This window comes from Streptococcus sp. S784/96/1, assembly GCF_902729355.1.
In the GTDB taxonomy this organism is placed as follows: Bacteria; Bacillota; Bacilli; order Lactobacillales; family Streptococcaceae; genus Streptococcus; species Streptococcus caledonicus.
In genome coordinates this window covers 1-18,710 of sequence record NZ_CACVCC010000002.1, presented here as the reverse complement: position 1 = coordinate 18,710, position 18,710 = coordinate 1, and the positions used below count along the sequence as shown (strand labels likewise).

The following is an 18,710-nucleotide window of genomic DNA, read 5'->3' as shown; positions in this document are numbered from 1 at the left end:
CTACTATTCTTTCACAAACTCCGCCTGTTCCAATCTTGAATCATCCGTATCCAATGTTAACACATTCCCTTCAATGGTATAATCCACTGTTGAGCCATCATTTTCAGCTGTTAATGTTTTCCTATCTTGATCAACTGTTAACTTTTGACTATCTTTATCGTTACCATCATCTGACAAAGTCTCAAAAGTTAACGAACCTGTTTCACCATCAATCTCAGTAGTAACTTCCCAAGTTGCTTCACCTTCATCATATCTTCCATTAACGTGCGGAGCATCTACTTGATAGACATAGGTACCATTATCATTTTTAGCTCCGCAGGCTGTAAGAATACATACCCCAATCACACTCAAAATGACATATCTCAAGCATCTTGTTACCTTCACTTCATTCTCCTTAATGTACAATAGTATAATTTACCAGCATCGGAAGAACATAATACTCCTCCGCCCTATAATCTTTTAACTAACCTATTTTCCCCAAACCTACTCTCTGTCTAATATTTTTCTAAAAACTACTTTTTTCTCAACTTTTTTGTAAAATCTGTTGAAATTTGTAACATTTCCTTTATAATATATACTGTATTATTTTGTAATTTTTAGTAAGGAAGTTCTATGAAATCAAAAAGCGAATATTTTTATCTTTTTCTCAGCGTTATTGTCCTATCAGCATTGGCTGCTTTATACCTAGTATTTGGCCGAAATTTTGGGGCTTATCAAGCAAGCACCCAAACAGCTAATAGTCGTGAAATTTCAACGACTGAGGAAGAATTATCACCCGAAGAGAAACAATTAATGGAGTTAGAGAACGCTCTCTCCGATTTAGAAAATACACCAAGCAACGAAAAATTAGTGGCACTTCAAGATCAAGTTGCAAATATAGCAGATCAAACTAAGAAAGACGAGCTTCAAAAGCGGCTTGATACGGCAAGTACCGAATTGGCTAACCAAACAGCAGCTGAAACGGCTGTCGTAAATGCTGAAGGATATCGCATCCTTTATAATGTCGAAGTTGCACAGGCTGCTATTAATCTGTTAACGTCTGCGGAAAAAAAAGCGGAGCTCCAACAACGACTTGATGTTGTATCTACAGCCATTCAATCTACCTATAGTGAACAAACAACACTTGCAGTCTCTCAACAATAACCAAAAATAACCTTCAGACTTGTAATAAGATAGTCTATTACAAGTCTGAAGGTTTTTATTATCGTTTAGTTTGAAAATAATACCCCCTTTACCCCCATTACAATTTATACTCATTCAGAATCAAAATTAGCAGTTTAGTTAAAAATAAAAGTTTACGAACATATAAACTAAAAGACGTTTCTTTCACCATAGTGATATTCTTATCGGTGGAACGGATGGAATTTGATTATCTAGGGAAGGACTGTCAAATCCTATCACTGAGAAACAGGAGAGTTACCTTAGAAATGAGAGAGTTCAGAGTTTACGCTTGTTAAGAACAGCTTTTAGGAGCACTACCGAAATTGAAAATCAATGTCGTAGTAATTCCACCAAAAGGGGATGATTAGGTTGGACAATATCAAGGAGTCAACATGTAGAACCAAGCATCTACTGCGATAAACAGGCTCAAATCTAGCAACGAGATCACCGTAGGAGATTTTGAGGCAGACTTTGTCAACTTTATTTCCCACTTCGAAAAAGACCCCTTTTGATTGTCCGCACTCTTAAGAACGGAACAAAAAGTAATTTTTGATTTTTGTTAAGTATTACCCGTGGTGCTAGTTGATTTTCAACGACAATAAAAAAACCAAAAGGACTATACTGTAAGTGACAAAACAAACAGGAGGTAGTCCTAATGAGCCACTTACAGTATACCGCTAAATCCCATCATTTCCAATGGAATATCAAACAATTATCCCAAATCAGTTCCCAATTTTATCGTACTTACTGCCCCGATTCGTTGAAACATCGTCGCAATATCGTTTTAGCCAAAGTTTCAGATGAGTCTCTTCTTGTTTTATTACTACTTCAAGCTGAGTTAGGCATTACCTCTCAACGCCATTTTTTATCTAGTGAATTTGTCAATTTTTCTTTGGTGGCAACTTACTAGAAAGAAGCCGATTTAACAGACGAACAAAACAATTGATTTGGTTGGTTCAACTCATTCGACATGCCTTGAGTGGGGCAATCTCGCCAGATACTATTGTGATTATGGACAGTTTTCCCTTGCCGCTTTGCCAGCCTATTCGCAATCATAGAGCCAAGATTTTCAATGATTTCGCTGATATTGGGTATAAGCCGCTAAAAACCTTTGGTCTATGGTTTTAAAGTCCATATGTTGGTCACTTTATCGGGGTTTATTCTCAACTATGTTGTGGCACCAGACTCTGTTCACGACATTAAAGTCGTTGATGAACTCCTAGAAGACTGTAGGCAATCTGTAGTTCTTGCCGATTTAGGCTATCTCAGTCAAGAGCTAAAAGATAGCTTAGAACAGAAATGCTATCACATATGGACACCTTTACGTCAAAACATGGTTGGTGCAGAACAGCATAATCACTGGCAGTTACTTGTCATGAGAAGAACGATCGAAACTCGCTTTTCTGAACTTTGTGCGCTATTTAATATTGAACACACATTAACGAGAAGCATTAGGGGACTACAATTGAGAATCGAACAAATCATACTGGCTTATCATTTGAGATATTTTATTAACTAGCACCACGGGTTAAGTATTACTTCTATCACCTTATGGTTGTTTCACAATGTATTATTACTGGTATTTTTTGTAATTTTATGGGCCATAAAGATACTTTCAGACTGAGCTTAAAAATGAGAAAGCGAGTAAACTTAGACCTGTCAAGATGAAATAAAACTCCCAAGAAGGCTCTCAAACTTTTTTAGGAAAATCATTTTGACTTTTGACAAGTATAGAATCGCTATATCCATAGTAAAAAAGCATAAGGTCACTCTTCAACATGTGATATACTCCCCTTATAGTGGACAGTGAAAAAACAAAAATTCACTAGAAACTAAAAGGGGAGTTTTCGTATGTCAAAAAGAATTCCAAAATCAGTAGAAGAAAAACTAGAGATTGTTAACTTGTATCTAGAAAAAGGGAAATCCATTTCAAGCTTAATAAGGGAATATGGCGTTAGTGATACCACCATTAGGACTTGGGTTCGTAAATACCAACAGCTAGGTATAGCAGGACTAAGAGAAAGTACTACTTGGACGAGGAAGTCAATACACTTCACGGGAATACTGGATGGTAACGCCCCAATATCAGATGCCACACTCTAGGTAACGAGTTGGTAAATGCATTGACAATGCGCCAATTGAGAGTTTCTTTGGTCACTTTAAGACGGAATGTTATGATTTGAAGACCTACAAGACATTTGAGGAATTAGTTTATGATATTGATGACTATATCGATTTTTACAATAACGAACGATTTCAAGAGAAGCACAACGGCCTTGCCCCTCTTGAATTGAGGGACAAGGCCGTTGCTTAATCTTTTATTATTTCATTGTCCACTTGACGGGGGAACAGTTCAATGACGTTATACTTTTTGTGTATAAAATATTTATAATCATTAAGCAATTTCATATCCCATCAGAAGACCACCTTCTTCAGCATAGAATGAACAAAGTCCTGATGTTGGAACATCTTGAATGTCTGCGCCTGGGAACTTAGCATGAATCGCCTCTCTAATTTGCTGGCAAATTTTATCATTGTTATGATGGGCAATAATCGCTTTTCCACCTTGATAACCCGCTTTTAGCATTTCTTCAACTAAGGCAACAACCGCTCTTTTCTGTCCACGAGGTTTCTGAAGAAGCTCTAATTTCCCTTCGTCGCTAGCTTCACCAACCATACGGATATTGAGTAAGCCAACAACTTTTCCTAACAATTTACTTAATCGTCCATTTTTTACTAAATTATCAACTTTAGCAAGAGCGAATATCAATTTCGTTTTAGCCCGATAGGCTTTCATTCCTAAAACGACATCTTCAAATCCAAGACCTTTTTCAATGAGACTTTTAGCATGAAGGACCAAGAGATCAATTTCACCTCCTGCTGATAAAGTATCCACAATATGGATATTAACATTTGGATACTCTTCAAGCAACATTTCCTTGGCTACTCGAGCACTATTATAGCTCCCTGATAAGCCACCTGTAATTGTAAAAACTAGAATATTTTGTGCTCCCTCAAAAGCTCTTGCATAGGCATCTGGACTTGGACAAGCTGAACTTGCAGGTGCTGATGACGCATACATATTAGCCATCATTTGGTCAATATCAAGCCCGCTATCATCTACATAGACTTCAGATCCTATTTGAATTGTTAAAGGAACAGATACAAATTCTGTTCCGTTAGCAAGATTCTCTAATTCTCTAAAGTTACAGCCAGAATCAGCTACAATCTTCCACATCATCATTTTCCTCCAAGGAATGTATTTCAATTATCAAACTATGCTAATTATAGCACAGTTTCAAAATTTTTACCAGTATTACTTCTTCAAAGCATAGGTTTCAATCGCTCGTGCTACTCCCGCTTCATCACAGCTACTCGTTTCATATTTTGCTATTGATTTAACCGTTTCAGTAGCATTCCCCATAGCAACACTAACTCCCGCAAAAGCTAGCATTTCCAAATCATTATCTGCATCTCCTATCGCCATTACTTCCTCAGGAGAATAACCAAGATCCGCAGATAATTTCGCCAGTGCACTTGCCTTCGTAACTCCTTTAGGCATTGCTTCAAAAATATAGGATTGGCTACGCACCGTACTAAATGTTTTCGATAAAAGTTCTGCTTGCTCAGCCTGAAAAATATCCAAAACAGACTTTTCAGCAAGATACATCGCTTGAAAAATTGGTCTATTGTCAAAAACAGTTCCTAAATTGACAGGTTTTGCTTCCGTAAAAACTAATCCTGCATCGTAAGCAACAAGATCTGGAACAACATTTTCCAAAACCGTGTAATTAATCTGATCTGCAAAAGTTAAATAAACACCTGGGTAATCTGCACTAGCTTTTGCCAAAAGAGCCACATCCTCACGCAGAAGCTCTGAATACGAGTGTAAACTCCAGTCAGAAGTATGGTGAACCGAACAACCATTGTTTAAAATCGCATATTCATCATGACCTGCAAAATCCAATTGTTCAAAATATGGAATGACACCAGACTGCATACGACCTGTGCAAATAACAACCTTTATACCTGCTTCTGCTGCCTTTCGAATCGCAATAATGTTATCTTCAGGAATCTTTTTATTATGGTCAAGAAGAGTACCATCCATATCAATTGCAATAAGTTTAATCATATTCTATCCTTCGAACTTTCCTTTACAAATTCAAGCAACCAGGCCCAACTCCTATTTTAATCACATTTCAAAGTTACTCCCTTTCCATTCTATTATAGCATAGAATAGATAACGGTAAAGGAGAAATATTACCGTTGTCACAAGTAAGCATTAAGTAACCTTTTTATCCCTTTGGAACAATAAGAAACCTTTTTAACAGCTAGTCATCAGGACTAAATGATATCAAACTATTTCGACCACTTAGCCTTTGGTAAATGCCAATTATGCTTAACCCCATAAACTCTCAAGCTAGTAATCACAACAACTAAAAAGTAATAAGCAAATTCACTGTGAATAATACGATAATGGATTAATATCGCTACTAAAATCGACCATCCTGCATAAATCTCACTACGAAGAACACCCGGTTTACGCCCTGCTAAAACATCACGGACAACACCACCACCTGTTCCCGTTAACACCGCTGCCACAATCACAGCACTCAGTGGTTGACCTAAATTCTCAGCATAAATTGCTCCCTGAATTGAAAAAGCCGCAAGGCCTATAGCATCTGTTAAAAGCCCTGCACGTTCCCAATGACGAGCTACTACATGTGGCATCAAAAAGAGAAGAAGTATGGCTACAAAAGCCACATTAAAACTTATCCCTTGACTCCAAAGTGCCGACATAGGGAGCCCTATCAGAAGATTTCGGATAGTTCCACCACCAAACGCTGTCATAAACCCTAGGACAAAAATCCCTAAGATATCAAACTCTTCCTCCATAGCCACAATAGCACCTGATAAAGCAAAAGCAACCGTTCCAATCAAACTTAAAATATTCCAAAATGTCCCGTCCAATGATATTACCAAAACTGTCTGAAATAAGAGTTTCTGCTCTGTATAAGACCGTTTTATATTCCTTCTAAAAAATAATTGATAACTGATTTGCTAGTGAGTTTACCTATTTAGAGGCCTAAAATATATTGACCATTTCATATACTAAATTATAGTAATGTCCTCTTTAGCTCTCTTAGTTTACCATGATTTTCTAAGAAAGAAAAGGGTTACATCATATCATAAAAATAGGGGAGGAAATTTCTTTAGACACTCCGCATTCAAAGAAATCTCTCCCACTTTTCAACATATTAAACTTCTTCACCAAGTTCAAATTTAGTTCCCTTTAAGGCACCTTTGAGCAAAAACTTTAACGTTTTCCCTTCTATTGTTACTTGTTTTTTCTCAAGATCAACTTGAACTGATTTAACCCCTGGAACTTTTGAGAGTTTTTCAGTGACTGTTTTAACACAGCCATCGCATTTCATTCCAATGATTTGATAAGTTTTCATGTTATTTTCCTTTCATTTAATAACCAATTATGGACTGGTTTTAGAGTTTTTTTAATTTCAATCGGAGGCTATTTGCCACCACAGAAACCGAACTAAAGCTCATCGCAAGACCTGCTAACATGGGATTGAGAAGGGGACCTCCAAATAGATGTAATACACCCATAGCAACCGGAATCGCTAAAACATTATAAATAAAGGCCCAAAAGAGATTTTCTTTAATAGCTATTAAAGTTGATTGACTGACCTTAAGAACCTTCGTCACATCCATCAAGTCAGGCTTCATCAGCACCACATCAGCAGATTCGATTGCAATATCAGTCCCAGCACCCATGGCAATACCAATATCTGCTAGAGCTAATGCAGGGGCATCATTGATTCCATCTCCTACCATGGCCACTTTTTTACCTTGAGATTGAAGATCTTCAATAACTTGTGCCTTTTGATCTGGCAAGACTTGGCTGATGACTTTATTAATTCCTGCTTTTTGAGCAATGGTTTGCGCAGTCACCTCATGATCTCCAGTCAACATAATTAATTCTAAACCATTTTTCTGCAGACTTTTAATGGCTTTTTGACTGTCTTCTTTTAATTGATCGGCCACCCCTATCAGTCCGACTAATTGACCATCAATTGCTGCTAAAACAGGGGTTTGTCCCTCACTTATCAACTGATTAAAATCGGCTTCCATTTTTGATAAGTCAATACAGTGTTTTTCCATGAGTGAATGATTCCCCACTAAAAGTTCATACCCATTAACGATTCCTTTTAAACCAAATCCTGCCAATGATTCAAAGTGTGTTACCTCTAGCAGTTCTATCTTTTCCTGCTTTGCCTTTTGAACAATGGCAGAGCTAATCGGATGTTCTGACAAACTCTCTAGAGAGGCTAAAAGCTGCAGGATAGCTTTGCTATTGTCATAAATATAAAGAGAAACCAACTCTGGCTTGCCTCGTGTAATGGTTCCAGTTTTATCAAAAACAATCGTATCTACCTGATGGGCCATTTCAAGACTGTCACCCGTTTTAAAAAGAATACCATTTGAAGCTGCCAAACCTGTTCCAACCATGATAGCAGTCGGTGTCGCTAGCCCCAAGGCACACGGGCAAGCAATCACAAGAACAGCTACCGCAACTGTCATCGCAAAGGTAAAACTTTCACCACCAATAAGGTACCAAGCCAAACCAGAAATAATTGCAATCGCCATAACAATCGGAACAAAAACACCTGAGACACGGTCTGCAATTTTAGCAATAGGAGCTTTGGTTTGCTGGGCGTCCTCGACTAATTTAATAATCTGTGAAAGAAGGGTCTCACCTCCCAATTTTTCAGCAACAACAGTAAGAGAACCTTGACGATTGATAGAACCTCCAAAAACCTTGCTATCAAGTCCTTTTTCTACTGGGATAGATTCTCCCGTCAACATTGACTCATCTACAGAGGAAGAACCTGTGATGACTTTACCATCCACTGCAATTTTTTCACCCGGACGGACAATAATCAGATCACCCAAAATCACTTGGTCAATAGGAAGTATTAGTTCTTTTCCATCGCGAAGTACACGTGCTTCTTTAGCAGATAAGTGCATTAATTTTTTTATAGCTTCAGAAGTTTTTCCCTTTGACAAGGTTTCAAAGAATTTTCCTAATGTAATCAAGGTCAAAATTACCGCAACTGATTCATAATACAGCTCATGTGTCAAATGATAGTGACCCGATACAACATGGTAAGAACTATAGAGGCTATAAAGAAAAGCTGCGCTAGTAGCTACTGCTACAAGACTATCCATATTAGGGTGACCTTTGGCGAGAGCCCTGAAACCATTGCTATAAAATTTCCAGCTAATCACCATAACAGGCAAGGTTAATAGTAACTGACTGAGCGCAAACATTATCGGTGAGATTTCATGCGCCAGCCATTCTGGTAAAGGCAGACCAACCATTGACCCCATAGAAATATAAAGTAAAGGAACGGTGAATACTGCAGACCAAATTAATCTCGTCTTCATCCCTAAAAGATGCTCTTGCTCTCGATTCTCCTGACTTTTTTCTTGCCCTTCAATAAAAACATGTGCTCCATATCCAGCGTCTGCAACTGCATCAGCAATCATCTCTGGTGAAACTTTTTCACTGTCAAAATCTACAGACATTTTCTCTGTTGTTAAATTAACAACTGCTGATTCAATACCATCTATTTTTTTTACGGCATTTTCAACATTAAGAACACATGAGGCACAAGTCATCCCATCTATAACAAATGTTTCTTTAACCATGCTTTACCTCCCCATGACGGACACAACGACATTGCCCTGGTATACAATCGCAAATCACTCGTTCCACAGCATTTTCTTTTTTTAACAATAGCAAAGCTTCTAACTGCTCAATATCTGACAAGGTCATCGGCATTTTAGAAACCAAGTAATCAATAAGACTTCTGTGCTCCGTCACACAGATCCGATTAAAAATCATTTCAATTTCATCGCGATAAGCTTGTTTCTCAGAAACCCTAGCTTGATAGATAAATGCCTTTCCCTCTCTTTGACTTGATACTAGGCCTTTATCAACCAGACGCCCCAGTAATGTTTTTATCGTAGAATCTGACCAAGAAAACTTATCTGCCAAGGTAGCAATAATCTCTGAACTTCTCGTCTGTCCTTTTGTCCAAATGACACGCATGACTTCCCATTCAGAATCCGAAATACGATACATAAAAACTCCCTTTCATTGCTTTACGTTTGTAAATTAATTTTAGCATCGTCTCTAAAAAACGCAAGTTTTTTGTTTACATTTGTAAACTTTATAAATAAATCAAAGAGAGTGGACAGAAATCATAATTTCGAAGACTTAACTTCCCCTCACTATTTTATTTTTAAGCTCAGGCTGAAACTGCCCAGTGGGGAGTTTCACTCCCACCTCCGCACAACTCCAAAGGTTCGGGAAATATGATGAACGACGTTCATCACAGTCGTATAAGATAGGTGCTAACGATTGCGTGGTACTAAAACATCCAGTGAATGTTCTAGGTGGACACTTTAAAATGAAAAAGTGTCCAATTGCAGACTTCCAATCAACCACTGCGTCAATCTGTTATTGCTATCAAAAAGAGAAGATTGAGATATTTTATCCCAACCTCCTTTTCATTATGCTGTTTTTTCAACACTGATAATTTTCACTTCATAACTACCCGCAGGCGATTCAATGGTAGCAGAGTCTCCTTTTTTCTTACCAATAAGGGCTTGTGCAATTGGACTTTCATTAGAAATCTTACCTGAAAAGATATCCGCACCAGCCGCACCAACGATGTGGTAAGTATCTTTATCAGTGGTTCCCACTTCTTGAACGATAACTGTCTTACCGATAGCTACTTCATCTTTGGCAATTGCATCACTATCAACGATTTCCGCATAGCGAATTTTAGTCTCAATCGTAACAATTTGTCCTTCTATGAAAGCTTGCTCATCTTTGGCAGCATCATACTCAGAGTTTTCTGAAAGGTCACCATAAGAACGTGCAATTTTAATGCGTTCAACAACCTCTGGACGACGAACTAGTTTTAACTCTTCTAATTCTTTTTCAAGTTGCTCTTTCTCAGCAAGGGTCATAGGGTAAGTTTTTTCAGCCATATTTTTCTCTTTTCTTATCTCTATTTTAGTTATTGTAGTTTACTGTTAACGTATTTTTCGACATTTGCTGAATGTTCTTCATAAGTCTCAGCAAAGTAAACAGCACCTGTTGTGACATCTGCCACGAAATAATAGTATTTTGTATTCGCAGGATTAATTGTTGCAACCAAAGCAGATAATCCTGGACTATCTACTGGCCCAGGCATGAGACCAGTATTCAAATAAATATTATAAGGAGAATTGATGCTAGTGTCAATAGCAGCATCCTCTGCCAAGGTTGTTTTTTCTCCAAGCTTATCCATTGCATAAAGAATGGCAATATTACTTTGGAGAGGTTGCCCAATATTCCAACGGTTATAGAAGACACTGGCAATCATCTTACGATCATCATCTGTCGCTCCTTCTTTCTCAACAAGAGATGCTAAACTAAGCACTTGATTCACAGTCATCCCATTAGTTGTAATTTTCTCATAATAAGGAGCCAAGTTTGTATCCATAGCAGCAAGCATCTGATCTATAATATCGTTTATAGTAGTACCTTCATAATAATCATAAGTCGCTGGGAAAAGATACCCCTCTAAACGATATTTAACCGCAGAAGCCTCTGGAAGGCTTCCTAGAAGTTTTGGGTATTTCTGAACCATTTCAGCAATAAAAGCTTCATCCTGTACAGTAGACATGAACTCTTCAGCAGTGTATGGCGTGTTATCTCCTTTTTCCTCAGTATTCGCGTTTAAAGCAACAGCTTGCGCAATCTGCTTCAAAGTATACCCTTCAGGAATAGCGATTTTCCCTAAAACTGGCTTTTGAGGCTCCGCAGTTCCACCTTGTTGCAAATACTTAGCAATATCATCTAAGGACATACTCTTTTGGAAATTATAAAATCCGCTTTGGAAATTGCTATAATTTTTAAACTTAGTATAAAAATTAAACACTCGTGAATCTTTAATTACACCATGCTCTTTTAAGATATTACCAATCAACTTATTTCCAGACCCAGATGGAATTTCCACTTGAATATAATCCGTTGCTTGACTATCTAAAGGACCGATAGCACTAGTCACATATCGGTATGTAAAGAAACCACCTGATAAAATCACTAAAACTAACAGACTCACAAAAACAGTCGAAATTTTAGCGGCAAGGCGATTTGCTTTTCTGCGACTTTCTCGGCTCATTTCTTTTACTCCTATTTTTTCAATGTCACTATCTAAGTTCCTATTAACTGATTCTACTTGCTGAGTTGTCCAAACCGCTAATTCATCATTAGTTGGGAGAGTAGTCTTTCCAAACTCTTTCAAATTTGGCAACTCTTTCGTTTCTTCTAAGGAATTTTCAACAATCTCTTTCTGATCATGAAAAAGAGCAGAGCTTTCAGAATGTGCCTCACTATTCACTTTAGAAATGTTATTCTCAACATTATCCTTAGGAGATCCTGGCTCTAATTCTTCAGCATTTTCGGGAATACCCTTAGAAACGAATTTTGTCGATTCAACTTCTAAAGTTTCACCTACTACAACCTTATCAATCTTAGCATTTTTATCCATGCTTAGGTCTTGCTGATGCCATTCTTCACGTTTACGCTGACGTTCTTGTGTCGCTATTGCCAAGTCTGCTAATATTTTTTCTTTAAAACTCATGGCATCTAAATGTTCTTGAACATTCTTGTCCTTATTTGTATCGGTCAAGTCCAGTCCTCCTCATACTATCTTCGCCATTATATCCTAAAAAGCGCTTAGAATCAACCCTTTAGGGCTTATCACAGGCATTTTCACGTCACAAAACAAATATTATTCTATAATTTATCCAAATAAGGGTTTTCCCAAACCAAATTATACCAAAATGCTCCACCATGTACTGATGCAGATTCCCCCTCATCAACAAAACCATTCGCTTCATAATAAGCAATTAAGTAATCATGGCAAGTCAATGAAATTCCTTGTCGTTTTTGCGACACAGCTACATCTTTTAAGGCAGCAAGCAAGGCAGTTCCAATACCTTGCCCTTGAGACTCTTTAGCTACAGCCAAACTGGTCACGATAATAAAACCACCTTGATTAGTATTTTTCTCAACTTCATGAAACAAATTATCACTTAAGTAGCGCTGAAAAACAGCTTGTCCTACAATATATCCCGCAACACAACCACTAATTTCAACCACTAAAAAAGTATCTCTCAACTGGTTAATACGTCTTCGTAAGTCATTAGGTGTCGCTGCCTCTTGCTTAGGAAAATTGTCTGCTTCAATTTTACAAATTGCCGCCCAGTCCTCACTAGTAACATATCTGATAAGCATGCCTTACATACCACTCTTCGATAGAAAGTCCCATTAAAACCATCATTTAATTAACTTCTCAAATTTACTTTACTACCAAAGATATCCTTTCTCCTAATACGAAAAGGCGAGAACCATGTCCTGCCCTTCAATTTCATCTTAATCATTATTGCAAAATATATTTAAACTAATAAAACTGGCATTAAAAAAACATCTCGAACCCCCAACAGGATAATCTCAAGTTTTCTTTAAATAGAGAGCTTTAACAAAGAAATACTTTATTGGTTATTTTTACTCAAATTAGACAACAATTCTTCAAAAGAACGTTCATAAAGTTGGATATCTCCCGCCCCCATAAAAATATAGACAGCATTATCATGATTGAGAAGTGGCGAAACATTTTCTACAGTCACTAAAGCAGCGGGCTTAGTGATTTTAACAGCCAAGTCCTCTACTTTGACATCTCCATTATCCACTTCGCGTGCTGAACCATAAATTTGAGCCAAATAAACAGCATCAGCCTCATTCAAAGCACTAGCAAACTCATCTAAAAGTGCAATCGTCCGTGTAAAGGTATGAGGTTGAAAAATAGCTACAATTTCCTTCGTAGGATATTTTTGACGTGCCGCATCTAGTGTTGCAATAATTTCAGTTGGATGATGGGCAAAATCATCAATAATCACTTGATCATTAACAATTTTTTCAGTAAAACGACGCTTCACGCCAGAAAATGTTCTAAGATGTTCTGCCACTAAAGACATCTCAAATCCTGCAATATAGAGATTTGCAATGACTGCTGTCGCATTTAAAACATTGTGTTTTCCAAAAGCTGGAACATGGAAAGTTCCCAATTCTTTATTACCATACTTAACTTTAAAGTCCGAACCATTTACCGTACGTACTAAATCGTAAGCTACAAAATCATTCCCCTCTTCAAACCCATAATAATAAATAGGAGCACTTGACGTTAATTGACGCAGGTAAGTATCCTCACCGTAAACAAAAAGTCCTTTTGATACTTGTTTTGCGTAATCATTGAAAGCATTAAAAACATCATCAATGCTTGTAAAATAGTCAGGATGGTCAAAATCAATATTTGTAATAATCGAATACTCTGGGTGATAAGGCATGAAATGTCTCTCATATTCATCAGATTCAAAAACAAAATAACGTGCTTTGTCTGACCCTCGTCCTGTTCCATCACCAATTAGATATGAGGTATCCGTAATATTCTTCAATACGTGTGACAAAAGCCCTGTCGTCGATGTTTTACCATGTGCACCGGCAACTCCCATACTCGTAAATTGACGCATAAAATCACCAAGAAACTCGTGATAACGCTTATATGAAAAGCCTTTATCAATCGCAGCATCAACCTCAATATTTTTCCCCTCTTTAAAGGCATTCCCTGCAATCAATTCAACATTTTCTGTAATATTATCTGCTGAAAATGGCAAGATTGGAATACCTGCTTGCTCTAACTCACGCTGAGTAAAATAATATTTATCAACATCTGAGCCTTGAACTCTATGCCCCATTTGGTGAAGCATTAGTGCAAGAGCGCTCATTCCTGAACCTTTGATTCCAATAAAATGATAATTTTTTGTTGTCATGATGTAACATATTAAGAACGATTTTTAAGTATTGCGTATCGTTCTCTATCTAACTCACCTTTGTAAGCTAGATAACCCTTTCTATAATCATTTACACTTTTTCATAATTAATCTAAGCGACTTAAATTTAGTTCTTGAGCCACCTGGTATTCTTTTCGGTTTTGATTTTCTTCATAATTGTAGATTTGACTCTTCTTTAAAAAATCATACGAATTTTTTCGTGTTCTCCCTAAATCAGTTGTTTGACCGGGAACATAAGTTGGTGTTATTTCAGCTAAAATATAATGTTCTTGTTGTAACTTACTTGCTGCACGCGATAATCCCGTAAGTTCTTCCTTAATCTGCACTAATTTTGCAGTAGGAGACTGCTTAACCTCCCTATGATGAACGGCTGTTTTTACAGTTTTTTTAGTCTCTTTTGCGAGAAAGGCTTGTCTCTTTTGCTTAACATCACGTTTAGCCTCTTGACGAGCTAATGTTGCATAGGATTTACCAGCAGCAATCGTTGCTGCGCGATCTGGTGCTGTTTTTTCAAGTAAAGACATATCCTTTACAACTTGGAAATCTTTAGTGACATCGTGATAATCTTTTTCTTGATAATCACCATGAATATTAGTAATCAAATCTTCCTCATCATACAAGGCCATTTGCCTCAACGGACCAACGACTGGTTCGTCATCCGCAACAAGAGGAAAACGTTTCACAAAATTGTCCACAAGCTTACCTTTCTACATCTGGCACTTACTAAAACCAAGTTATACTATAGCAAAACATCACATCGCTCCAATAGTTCAGCAGGTAGGCCTCCAGATAAAGAGTAGTCAAATCTAATGAACACAGTAAAACTTAACTGTTTCAGACTAATCTTAAAATTCGAGAGAACGGAGACCTAGACTTACAAAAAGAATAAAACTCCCTTCACCACATGACATTAGATGATGTGCAATTGCAATAAAGACTAAGTAACTATCAAAATAAATGTAATTTAAAAATAATAGTCAACTTGCAAATAGCAACAGTCCTATTATAAACTAAAATTAATATTTTATCAAAAAGAAAAAGGTGAGTCAGTTTTTCACCTCTTACTTTTGATTATTGAATACCTAAAATCTCCTTAATCTCCTCAACACTTAGGCTACTACGACTTTCATTACCATCAAGCACTGTAGTCACCAGGTGCTTCTTACTCTCTTGGAGTTCCAGAATTTTTTCTTCTATTGTTCCTTTTGTTATGAGTCGATAAACTTCAACATTTTCTTTTTGTCCAAGTCGGTGAGCTCGACCAATCGCCTGCATTTCCACTGCAGGATTCCACCAGAGATCAACAAGAATAACGGTATCCGCACCCGTCAAATTAAGACCGACACCACCAGCCTTAAGTGAGATAAGAAAGGCATCTTTTGCCCCCTTATTAAACGCTCGAGTCATATCTTGCCGTTCCTTTGCTGGCGTTGAACCTGTTAGTTTATAAGCAGTCATGTCAAGATCATTCAGCTCATTTTCAACCAAATCTAGCATCCCTCTAAATTGTGAGAAAATAAGTGCACGCCTTCCATTAGCCTTGATTTGGAATAAAAGCTGACGCAGGCTTTCTAACTTACCACTGTTACCTAGATAGTCCATAAACAGTTTTGGAGTGTCACAAATCTGACGTAACCTAGTGATACCTGAGAGAATCTCTATCTTGCGACCATTGATCTGATCATCTGTTGCTCCACGAACAGATTCCTGCATTTGCCTTAATTGGGCAAGATAAACTGCTTTTTGTTCCTCCGTTAATTCATTGGAATAAGTCATTTCAATTAACTCAGGCAACTCTGGCAAGACTTCCTCTTTACGCCTTCTAAGAATAAAGGGTTTAATAAACCGAGCAATTTCTTTGGCAGACAATTTTAAAAATTCCTTTTTACTTGGCAACAATCCAGGTAAAACAATTTGAAAAATCGACCAAATTTCCAATAGATGATTTTCTATTGGCGTCCCTGATAAGGCAAAACAGTGCTGTACTTCAAACTCTCTTAGATGCTGAGCAATTTTGGTTTGGCTATTTTTCATCACCTGTGCTTCATCTAAAATTAAGTAGGTGTAACTACCCTGACGATACTCCTCAAAATCTTGACGGAAGGAAGCATAGCTGGTTACCATCACCTGATGCCCTTCAGAAATTAACTGGTCTCTCTGGGACTTTGCTCCATAGGAAACCACAACATCTAGGTCAGGAGTAAACTTAGAAAATTCATCTTTCCAGTTATAAATAAGACTAGATGGCGCTAAAATAAGTACCCTATCTTGATCAGAAAGTCTGCTAGACAGAAAAGCAATGGTTTGAAGTGTTTTCCCCAACCCCATATCATCAGCTAGGATACCTCCAAAACCATAGTGCGCTAACATTGATAACCATTTGATCCCAAGTTGCTGGTAATCCCTAACCTGAGCTTTTACATCCAGTTTAGGGAGTTTAAACATCTCTGGATGTCTTAAATCATAGATTAAAGACTCAAAACTCTCCGTGAAGGAAACTGTTTCATTATCTTTAAGAGTCTCCATCACTTGAAAGGCTGAAGCCTGGTTCAGTTGCAAGTGACCATTTTCTACCTTTCGATGACGTAAATTTTGCAACACTTGACTAATTTTCTTAGTTTCATCATCAAAGATAAGCAATTTACCAGTTTTACTGACAAAATAAGCCGATTGGTTAATGAGCGCCTGCATGGCATCGTCAACATCACTTGCTTCAACGTCAGAAAAATCAAACGAGATATCTAACAGCCCTCCTTGACTGTCAATAATCAGTCTAGGAACAGACGAAACACCTTTTTCCGATAATTCTTCTGACACCATGACTTGCCCTAATCGTTCTAAACGAGGCAAGGTCTGGTTAAAGAAATGGTATATGGCTTCTGGGGTATCAATTGTTTTGTGGCTTGAAAATCCTAACGGGAAGCCCTCTTCTCGAAGTACACGAATAATTTTTTCTTCTTTTTTAAAGTGACTGGTAAAGGGAAGCTGATTAAGGTCCTCACGATTAGAAACCTTCACATTACCATAATCAAATGTCATCTGTAAGGAAACCTTATCTCGCTCTGCCATTTCCAAGAAAAAAAGAACCTCAAAATCCCGTATTTCAAAAGCTTTAGGGGCCTTAACAAAACCTAACGTCTTAAAATCCAAAAGGCTAGCTGCTAATTTAGCTTGGTCATCTACGCTAAAATTTAAATGTTTTTTTAAATCGGCACTAATAGGTAAACTTGCTAACGCTTGTGCTATTTTTTGCTGACGCCTCGTTAAACGGTAAAAAACACCGTTATAATAAAGATAGGTAAAGTTAAAAAGAACTTGCACCTGTTTTTCGGCCACAATTAACTCCAAGAATTGTCTATGAACAAATACCTCAAACTGATACAAACCACTTTCAGCCGTTAGACTTTCAAAAGAAACATGGCTAAAATTAGCTCCCTTTAATTCCACCGTAAACTCATAGAGGGACTGGAGTAATGCCACCCCTTCTTCAAAAAAACCAGCTGGCAGGTTTAAATAGCGTCCCTGACTAGGAAATAACCGGTCACTTATTGAACGATCGCTATCAGGAAGTAATTTCCATAAAAAATGAATTAAGTTTTGACTTTCCTCATCAAATTGAAGATAAGAAAGTGGTTCAAAATAACCTTTTCCTATCTGGTAAGATGATTCTTTTTTGACTGACTGTAAAAAACTCGCAATGTCTCGAATCACATAGGCTCTGTCATCCGGGAGACGATTAAGCCGCAATGTCCAATGAATCTCCTTTGTGTAGAAAGCCTCTACTCCCTCAGCAGACAAACGATATTTTACCCTATCGTCTTCATTCATTGTAATCCCATCCAAAAATAACGAGCCAAAAGACGTTTCAACCTGTTTAGTTTCTTTCTCTTTTTCTTTTGAAAAAAGCTGTGCTGCTAAATCTTTTCCATAGGCATCATTTTTTAGAAACGCTTCAACCGCCGCTATATGTTCGCAATAGCCTTTGCTCACAAAAAAATCACAGGTACACTGAACTAGACTATCATCTTCCGTAAAAGTCACTTCTTCAGCATCTACTTTCAAAAGTAACTGATTAGCATTTTCGGAAATAAACGTAACCTTCCCCTCTTCATAAAGGGAAATCCCAGCATTTCTGACCCGTCCAGGAATTAATTTTGCCATATCATACCGCCTTTACATTATCCCTTCATTATAGCAAAAATAAAATTATTTTTCAGAGATAAAAGTGTCAATTTGCAGTCAAAACACTTAGTAAAATTATTAACTACCTAAAGAAGAGGCTGGGCAAAAACTAGCTTCAAAATAAAACCACACAGTGATTTCCGTCTCGAAAACAATCAAGATGAAAGAATCGCTGTGTGGTTTTTGAGTATTTGAAGTTTTTGAGCCTAGATTCTTGGCCAATTTTGTGAGATTCATACTCATAAAGAGGAAGCCAACTTCCGTTTGGACAGCTTGATTGCCTCTTACATGAACTCTTCGCACACCAAAAACACTCTTTAATCTGCCAAAAACGGGTTCAACATCGATTTTCCGTTTGGCATAGATACGAGAGCCTTCTT

At 37.5% G+C, this 18,710-nt stretch carries 16 protein-coding genes and 2 pseudogenes; 4 read left to right on the top strand and 14 right to left on the bottom strand.

The genetic code is table 11. The annotated features are described in order from the left end of the window. Positions 1 to 3 precede the first annotated feature (3 nt). On the bottom strand, positions 4 to 384 hold the full coding sequence (locus GZ996_RS00715; RefSeq protein ID WP_238386371.1) for a hypothetical protein: 381 nt from the start codon (positions 382 to 384) through the stop codon (positions 4 to 6). 228 nt (positions 385 to 612) lie between these two features. Between GZ996_RS00715 and GZ996_RS00710 the strand changes: the two genes are divergently transcribed. The 4 genes and pseudogenes from GZ996_RS00710 to GZ996_RS00695 form a co-directional block, all read left to right on the top strand. Beyond that, a complete protein-coding gene (locus tag GZ996_RS00710; protein WP_156805869.1) occupies positions 613 to 1,143 on the top strand; it encodes a hypothetical protein in 531 nt (176 codons plus the stop codon). 673 nt (positions 1,144 to 1,816) lie between these two features. Continuing rightward, positions 1,817 to 2,680, top strand: a pseudogene (locus GZ996_RS00705) (IS982 family transposase). 332 nt (positions 2,681 to 3,012) lie between these two features. Next, positions 3,013 to 3,264, top strand: a complete 252-nt coding sequence (locus GZ996_RS00700) for a helix-turn-helix domain-containing protein (protein WP_162011102.1) — start codon at positions 3,013 to 3,015, stop codon at positions 3,262 to 3,264. After that, positions 3,197 to 3,475, top strand: a pseudogene (locus GZ996_RS00695) (transposase); the annotation flags it as partial. The gene GZ996_RS00700 and the pseudogene GZ996_RS00695, both read left to right, overlap by 68 nt. Positions 3,476 to 3,556: 81 nt before the next feature. Here GZ996_RS00695 and GZ996_RS00690 read toward each other — a convergent pair. From GZ996_RS00690 to GZ996_RS00630, 13 genes are all read right to left on the bottom strand, one after another. Further along, the gene (locus GZ996_RS00690) at positions 3,557 to 4,402 is read right to left on the bottom strand and encodes a DegV family protein (RefSeq protein WP_162011101.1); all 846 of its coding nucleotides are present in this window, start codon (positions 4,400 to 4,402) and stop codon (positions 3,557 to 3,559) included. Between the two features lie 75 nt (positions 4,403 to 4,477). After that, entirely contained in the window at positions 4,478 to 5,293 is an 816-nt protein-coding gene (locus GZ996_RS00685; protein WP_156805866.1) for a Cof-type HAD-IIB family hydrolase, read from the bottom strand. A gap of 227 nt (positions 5,294 to 5,520) precedes the next feature. Continuing rightward, positions 5,521 to 6,132 carry a trimeric intracellular cation channel family protein gene (locus tag GZ996_RS00680; RefSeq protein ID WP_443255845.1) on the bottom strand — a complete coding sequence of 204 codons (612 nt, stop codon included), beginning with the start codon at positions 6,130 to 6,132 and terminating at the stop codon, positions 5,521 to 5,523. Between the two features lie 287 nt (positions 6,133 to 6,419). Then, positions 6,420 to 6,620, bottom strand: coding sequence for a heavy-metal-associated domain-containing protein (locus GZ996_RS00675; RefSeq protein ID WP_156807057.1), 201 nt, complete (start codon positions 6,618 to 6,620; stop codon positions 6,420 to 6,422). Positions 6,621 to 6,660: 40 nt separating this feature from the next. Continuing rightward, the gene (locus GZ996_RS00670; protein ID WP_162011100.1) at positions 6,661 to 8,889 is read right to left on the bottom strand and encodes a heavy metal translocating P-type ATPase; all 2,229 of its coding nucleotides are present in this window, start codon (positions 8,887 to 8,889) and stop codon (positions 6,661 to 6,663) included. Continuing rightward, on the bottom strand, positions 8,882 to 9,325 hold the full coding sequence (locus tag GZ996_RS00665) for a CopY/TcrY family copper transport repressor (RefSeq protein WP_162011099.1): 444 nt from the start codon (positions 9,323 to 9,325) through the stop codon (positions 8,882 to 8,884). Before GZ996_RS00665 ends, GZ996_RS00670 begins: the two co-directional genes overlap by 8 nt. 431 nt (positions 9,326 to 9,756) lie before the next feature. Continuing rightward, positions 9,757 to 10,239, bottom strand: a complete 483-nt coding sequence (gene greA / locus GZ996_RS00660; protein WP_156807054.1) for a transcription elongation factor GreA — start codon at positions 10,237 to 10,239, stop codon at positions 9,757 to 9,759. Between the two features lie 29 nt (positions 10,240 to 10,268). Beyond that, positions 10,269 to 11,879, bottom strand: coding sequence for an endolytic transglycosylase MltG (gene mltG, locus GZ996_RS00655; protein WP_162011153.1), 1,611 nt, complete (start codon positions 11,877 to 11,879; stop codon positions 10,269 to 10,271). A gap of 155 nt (positions 11,880 to 12,034) precedes the next feature. Next, a complete protein-coding gene (locus tag GZ996_RS00650) occupies positions 12,035 to 12,535 on the bottom strand; it encodes a GNAT family N-acetyltransferase (protein WP_156807053.1) in 501 nt (166 codons plus the stop codon). Between the two features lie 257 nt (positions 12,536 to 12,792). Continuing rightward, entirely contained in the window at positions 12,793 to 14,127 is a 1,335-nt protein-coding gene (gene murC, locus GZ996_RS00645; RefSeq protein ID WP_156807052.1) for a UDP-N-acetylmuramate--L-alanine ligase, read from the bottom strand. A gap of 107 nt (positions 14,128 to 14,234) precedes the next feature. Then, positions 14,235 to 14,843, bottom strand: coding sequence for a hypothetical protein (locus GZ996_RS00640; RefSeq protein ID WP_161980600.1), 609 nt, complete (start codon positions 14,841 to 14,843; stop codon positions 14,235 to 14,237). A gap of 376 nt (positions 14,844 to 15,219) precedes the next feature. Continuing rightward, entirely contained in the window at positions 15,220 to 18,309 is a 3,090-nt protein-coding gene (locus GZ996_RS00635) for a DEAD/DEAH box helicase (RefSeq protein ID WP_162011098.1), read from the bottom strand. Between the two features lie 99 nt (positions 18,310 to 18,408). Continuing rightward, on the bottom strand, positions 18,409 to 18,710 hold a 302-nt coding region (locus tag GZ996_RS00630), incomplete at its 5' end, for a transposase (RefSeq protein ID WP_162011097.1).

Bases quoted from the DNA above. Each gene is read 5' to 3' on its own strand.
- GZ996_RS00710 (WP_156805869.1), top strand. From the start codon at position 613: ATGAAATCAAAAAGCGAATATTTTTATCTTTTTCTCAGCGTTATTGTC.
- GZ996_RS00700 (WP_162011102.1), top strand. From the start codon at position 3,013: ATGTCAAAAAGAATTCCAAAATCAGTAGAAGAAAAACTAGAGATTGTT.
- GZ996_RS00690 (WP_162011101.1), bottom strand. From the start codon at position 4,402: ATGATGTGGAAGATTGTAGCTGATTCTGGCTGTAACTTTAGAGAATTA.
- GZ996_RS00685 (WP_156805866.1), bottom strand. From the start codon at position 5,293: ATGATTAAACTTATTGCAATTGATATGGATGGTACTCTTCTTGACCAT.
- GZ996_RS00675 (WP_156807057.1), bottom strand. From the start codon at position 6,620: ATGAAAACTTATCAAATCATTGGAATGAAATGCGATGGCTGTGTTAAA.
- GZ996_RS00670 (WP_162011100.1), bottom strand. From the start codon at position 8,889: ATGGTTAAAGAAACATTTGTTATAGATGGGATGACTTGTGCCTCATGT.
- GZ996_RS00665 (WP_162011099.1), bottom strand. From the start codon at position 9,325: ATGTATCGTATTTCGGATTCTGAATGGGAAGTCATGCGTGTCATTTGG.
- greA (WP_156807054.1), bottom strand. From the start codon at position 10,239: ATGGCTGAAAAAACTTACCCTATGACCCTTGCTGAGAAAGAGCAACTT.
- mltG (WP_162011153.1), bottom strand. From the start codon at position 11,879: ATGAGTTTTAAAGAAAAAATATTAGCAGACTTGGCAATAGCGACACAA.
- GZ996_RS00650 (WP_156807053.1), bottom strand. From the start codon at position 12,535: ATGCTTATCAGATATGTTACTAGTGAGGACTGGGCGGCAATTTGTAAA.
- murC (WP_156807052.1), bottom strand. From the start codon at position 14,127: ATGACAACAAAAAATTATCATTTTATTGGAATCAAAGGTTCAGGAATG.
- GZ996_RS00635 (WP_162011098.1), bottom strand. From the start codon at position 18,309: ATGGCAAAATTAATTCCTGGACGGGTCAGAAATGCTGGGATTTCCCTT.